Genomic DNA, 4,931 nt, shown 5'->3' with positions numbered 1-4,931 from the left:
CGGGCCCGGTTGATCCCGGTGGACTACGCGTCGCATTCGGCGCAGGTCGAGGAGATCCGGGCTGCGATCGTGGCCGATCTGGCGGGGATTCGGCCGCGGTCGGGGACGGTTGCGGTGTGGTCGACGGTGACCGGCGCGTGGATCGACACCGCGTCGATGGACGGTGCGTACTGGGCGACCAACCTGCGCGAGACGGTCCGCTTCGAGGAGGCCGTGCGCGGCTTGGCGGGCGCCGGACACGGCGTGTTCGTCGAGGTGAGCCCGCACCCGGTGTTGGCCGCCGCGATCCAGGAGACCCTGGAAGCCGCCGGCGCGACGCGCTCGCTCGTGGTGGGCACGCTGCGCCGGGGGCAGGGCGGGCTGCGCCGGTTCACCACGTCCGTCGCCGAGGTGTGGGTACGCGGCGTCGAGGTCGACTGGGCGGCGGCGTTCGCCGGACACCGGCCGCGGCCGGTGGAGTTGCCGACGTACGCCTTCCAGCGGGAGCGCTACTGGCTCGACGGCGTGCGCGGCGCGCAAGGCGGTGCGGTCGACGTCGTCCTGCCCGACGCGGGGGAGGCGGGCGACGCGCTTGTGGCGCGCCTGGCCGGACTCGGTGCGGCGGAGCGGGCGGACGAGGTGCTCGCGTTCGTCCGCGCCGAGACGGCGGTCGTACTGGGACACCGGGGCTCGGCCGGAATCGAGCCGGAACGGGCCTTCCGCGAGCTGGGATTCGATTCGCTCACCGCCGTCGAGTTGCGCAACCGCCTCAATGTCGGGACCGGACTGCAACTGCCGGCCACGTTGATCTTCGACTACCCGACACCCGCCGACGTGGCGGGCCACCTGACGACGCAACTCGCCTTTGCCCCCGCGGCGGCCACCGTGCCGCTGCCGTCGCTGCTGGACGAACTCGACCGGTTGGACGCCGTACTGGCCGCCGATGCGGCCGACTCCGCGCAACGCGTGGCCGTCATCGACCGGTTGCGGGTGTTGGCGAACAAGTGGGGCGAGGTCGTACCGGAGATCTCCGACGACATCGACCTGGAGACGGCGAGCGACGCGGAGTTGTTCGGGCTGCTGGACGGCGACCTCGAATCCCGTTGATCCCCGCGCGCGGCGACCGCGCCGCCATCCGTGCCCGCACCCGAAGTCGACGTCGTACCCGAGTCGGGCAGAACCCGACAACAGCCCAGCAGGCAGTACCGGAAAGGCAGTTCCATGTCGGACGAAGAAAAGCTCAGGGGATATCTCAAGCGCGCGCTGGCCGACGTGCGCCAAGCGCAGAAGCGGGTCCGCGACGTGGAGGCGAATCGGCGTGAGCCGATCGCGATCGTCGGCATGGCGTGCCGGTTGCCGGGCGACGTCAGCACGCCGGAAGACCTGTGGCGGCTCGTCGAGTCCGGCACGGACGCGGTCGGCGAGGCACCGACCGACCGGGGCTGGGACCTGCGCGACATCTACCACCCGGACCCGGATCGGCCCGGCAAGACGTATACCGTCGCCGGCTCCTTCCTGCCGGACGCGGGCGACTTCGACGCCGCGTTCTTCGGGATCTCGCCGCGCGAGGCGGTGGCCACCGACCCACAGCAGCGGCTGCTGTTGGAAGCCACGTGGAACGCCTTCGAACGCGCGGGCATCGACGTCACGGGCCTGCGCCGCAGCCGGACGGCGGTCTACGCCGGTATCGCGGGCATCGACTACGCGCCGGCGTCGGACCAAGTCCCGGAGGAACTGGAGGGCTACCTCGGGACCGGCACACTCGGCAGTGTGGCCTCGGGCCGGATCTCCTACTCGTTCGGCTTCGAGGGCCCGGCGGTGACCGTGGACACCGCGTGCTCGTCGTCGCTGGTCGCGCTGCACCTGGCCGCCCAGTCGCTGCGCGCGGGGGAGTGCGATCTCGCGGTGGCCGGCGGCGCGACCGTGATGGCCTCGCCGATGGGGTATGTGGAGTTCTCCCGGCAACGCGGACTGTCGGTGGACGGGCGGTGCAAGGCGTTCGCGGCATCGGCCGACGGCACCGGGTGGGCGGAGGGCGTGGGCGTGCTGATCCTCGAACGCCTCTCCGACGCCGAACGCCTGGGCCACGACGTACTGGCCGTGGTGCGCGGCAGCGCGGTCAATCAGGACGGCGCGTCCAACGGCCTGACCGCGCCGAACGGCCCGGCGCAACAACGGGTGATCCGCCAGGCGTTGGCCAACGCCGAACTGACGGCGGCCGATGTGGATGTGGTGGAGGCGCACGGGACGGGCACCACGCTCGGCGATCCGATCGAGGCGCAGGCGCTGATGGCGACCTACGGGCAGGAGCGGTCGGCGGATCGGCCCCTGTGGCTGGGGTCGTTGAAGTCCAACATCGGACACGCGCAGGCCGCGGCGGGCGTGGCCGGGGTGATCAAGATGGTCGAGGCGCTGCGGCACGGAGTGCTGCCCAAGACGCTGCACGCCGACGAGCCGACCCCGCACGTGGACTGGTCGGCGGGCGCGGTACGGCTGCTGACGCAGGCTCAGCCGTGGCCGGAGTCGGGCGCCCCACGCCGGGCGGCGGTCTCCGCGTTCGGGGTCAGCGGGACCAACGCGCACGTGATCCTCGAACTGCCCCGGGTTGTCCCCGAACCCGACGACACCCCGCTGCCCGACCCCGCCGTGCTCCCGTGGGCGCTGTCCGCCAAGACGCACGACGCGTTGCGGGCGCAGGCCGGGTTGCTCGTCGATCGGCTCGACGTCGATCCGACACCGCGCGGCGCCGACGTGGGCTTCTCGCTCGTGTCCTCGCGTGCGCTGTTCGGTGAACGGGCAGTGGTGATCGGCGACCGGGCCGGGCTGACCGCGGCGTTGGGCGCGGTGGGTCACGGCGAGTCGGCCGCGAACGCGGTGACCGGGACGGCGGGGCCGGTCGGCAAGACCGTGTTCGTCTTCCCCGGCCAAGGGTCGCAGTGGGCCGGCATGGCCGGGGAACTGTTCGCCGAGTCGGCGGTGTTCGCCACGCGGTTCGAGGAGTGCGGCAAGGCCCTGGAGCCGTTCACGGACTGGTCGGCCGTGGACGTGTTGACCGGTGTCGCCGGGGCGGCCTCGCCGGCTCGGGTGGACGTGGTCCAGCCGCTGCTGTGGGCGGTGCTGGTGTCGTTGGCCGAGGTGTGGCGTGCCCACGGGGTGGCGCCGGACGCGGTGGTGGGCCATTCGCAGGGGGAGATCGCCGCCGCCGTGGTCGCCGGTGGGCTGTCGGTGGAGGACGGCGCCCGCGTGGTCGCGCTGCGGAGCCGAGCGATCGTCGCGCTGTCCGGTCACGGCGGGATGGCGTCGGTGGCGCTGCCGGTGGACCGGGTACGGGCCCGGATCGAGGCCGCCGGGCTCGCCGATCGTGTGTCGGTCGCGGCGGTCAACGGGCCGACGCAGGTCGTCGTTTCGGGCGAGCCGCAAGCCCTCGACGCGTTGGTCCTGGCGGTGACGGGCGAGGGCGCCCGGGCCAGGATCATTCCGGTGGACTACGCGTCGCACTCGGCGCAGGTCGAGGAAATCCGGGAGCGAATCGTGGCCGACCTGGCCGGCATCGAGCCGCGTTCGGGGTCGATCCCGCTGTGGTCGACGGTGACCGGGGACCGGCTCGACACCGCGTTGATGGACGGCGCCTACTGGGCGACCAACCTGCGCGAGACGGTGCGCTTCGAGGAGGTCACCCGCGCTCTCGCGGCCGCCGGGCACGGGGTGTTCGTGGAGATCGGCCCGCACCCCGTACTGACCGCGGCGATCGACGAGACGCTCGACACGACCGACCTCGAACGGCCCGTTGTGGTCGGGACGCTACGTCGGGACCAGGGCGGCGCCACCCGGCTGTACACGTCCCTCGCCGAGGCGTGGGTGCGTGGTGTGGCGGTGGACTGGACCGCCGCCTTCGCGGAACTTCAGCCGCGACGCGTGGAGTTGCCGACCTATCCCTTCCAGCGCAAGCGCTACTGGCGGGAGACCCTGGCCCGCCCGGCGGCCGGGCCCGCGTCGCTCGGGCTGCGTGCGGTGGCTCACCCACTCCTCGGCGCGTCGTCGGGCAGCGCCGACGGTGACGAAGTCCTGTTGACCGGACGGATCTCGTTGCGCACGCACCCGTGGCTCGCCGATCACGCGGTGCGGGACACGGTCCTGCTCCCGGCGTCGGTCTTCCTCGAACTCGCGGTCCGGGCCGGCGACGAGGTCGGTCTCGGGACCGTCGACGAACTGATCGTCGAGGTGCCGCTGTTGCTCGCGGACGGTGACGCGGGGGTGCACCTTCAGGTGGCCGTTGGCGCGCCGGCCGAGGACGGGCGGCGGCGGTTCGCGATCTTCTCTCGGGACGAGGGCACCGCCGACGACTTCGCATGGGAGCGCCACGCAGGGGGATTCCTGGCCGGGGACGCCGCCGCCAGGGCCGAGGAACTCGGCGCCCACGGCGGCCCGGACGTCCCGGCCGTGGTCGACGGGTTCGATTTCACCGTATGGCCGCCGGTCGACGCGGCCGAGGTGTCGGTGGACGACGCTTACGATCTGCTGGTCGAGGCGGGTATCGACTACGGGCCGGTGTTCCAGGGGTTGCAGGGCGCGTGGCGGACCGAGGAGGCGTTGTTCGCGGAGGTCGCGTTGGCCGACGAACAGGCCGCGGAGGCCGAGCGGTTCGGCCTGCACCCGGCGCTGCTCGACGCCGCACTGCACATCGCGGTCGTCGAGGCAGTTCGGCGGGCGCGGGAGGCGGGGACCGAAACCGGGACCAGCCTGGCCTACGCGTGGAACGACGTCCGGCTGCACGCCGGCGGTGCGGCGCGGCTGCGGGTACGGCTGGCCGTCGCGGGCCCCGACGAACTGTCGTTGACGGCCGCGGACGAGGCGGGCGCGCCGGTGTTGTCGGTCGCGTCGTTGGTGTCGCGGCCGGTGCCCGCCGGGCGGCTCGGCGCCGGAGTGGGCTCGCGGCTGCGGCTCGTGGGCGC

At 73.1% G+C, this 4,931-nt stretch carries 2 protein-coding genes; both read left to right on the top strand.

From position 1 onward, the window contains the following. The coding region (locus GT354_RS04005) for an acyltransferase domain-containing protein (RefSeq protein ID WP_161354769.1) at positions 1-1,086 on the top strand (1,086 nt) is incomplete at its 5' end. Between the two features lie 114 nt (positions 1,087-1,200). Then, on the top strand, positions 1,201-4,931 hold a 3,731-nt coding region (locus GT354_RS04000), incomplete at its 3' end, for a type I polyketide synthase (RefSeq protein ID WP_161354768.1).

Source organism: Streptomyces sp. SID3343 (assembly GCF_009865215.1).
In the GTDB taxonomy this organism is placed as follows: Bacteria; Actinomycetota; Actinomycetes; order Streptomycetales; family Streptomycetaceae; genus Embleya.
The sequence above is the reverse complement of the archived record's forward strand: the minus strand, read 5'-3'. Positions and strand labels throughout refer to the sequence as shown.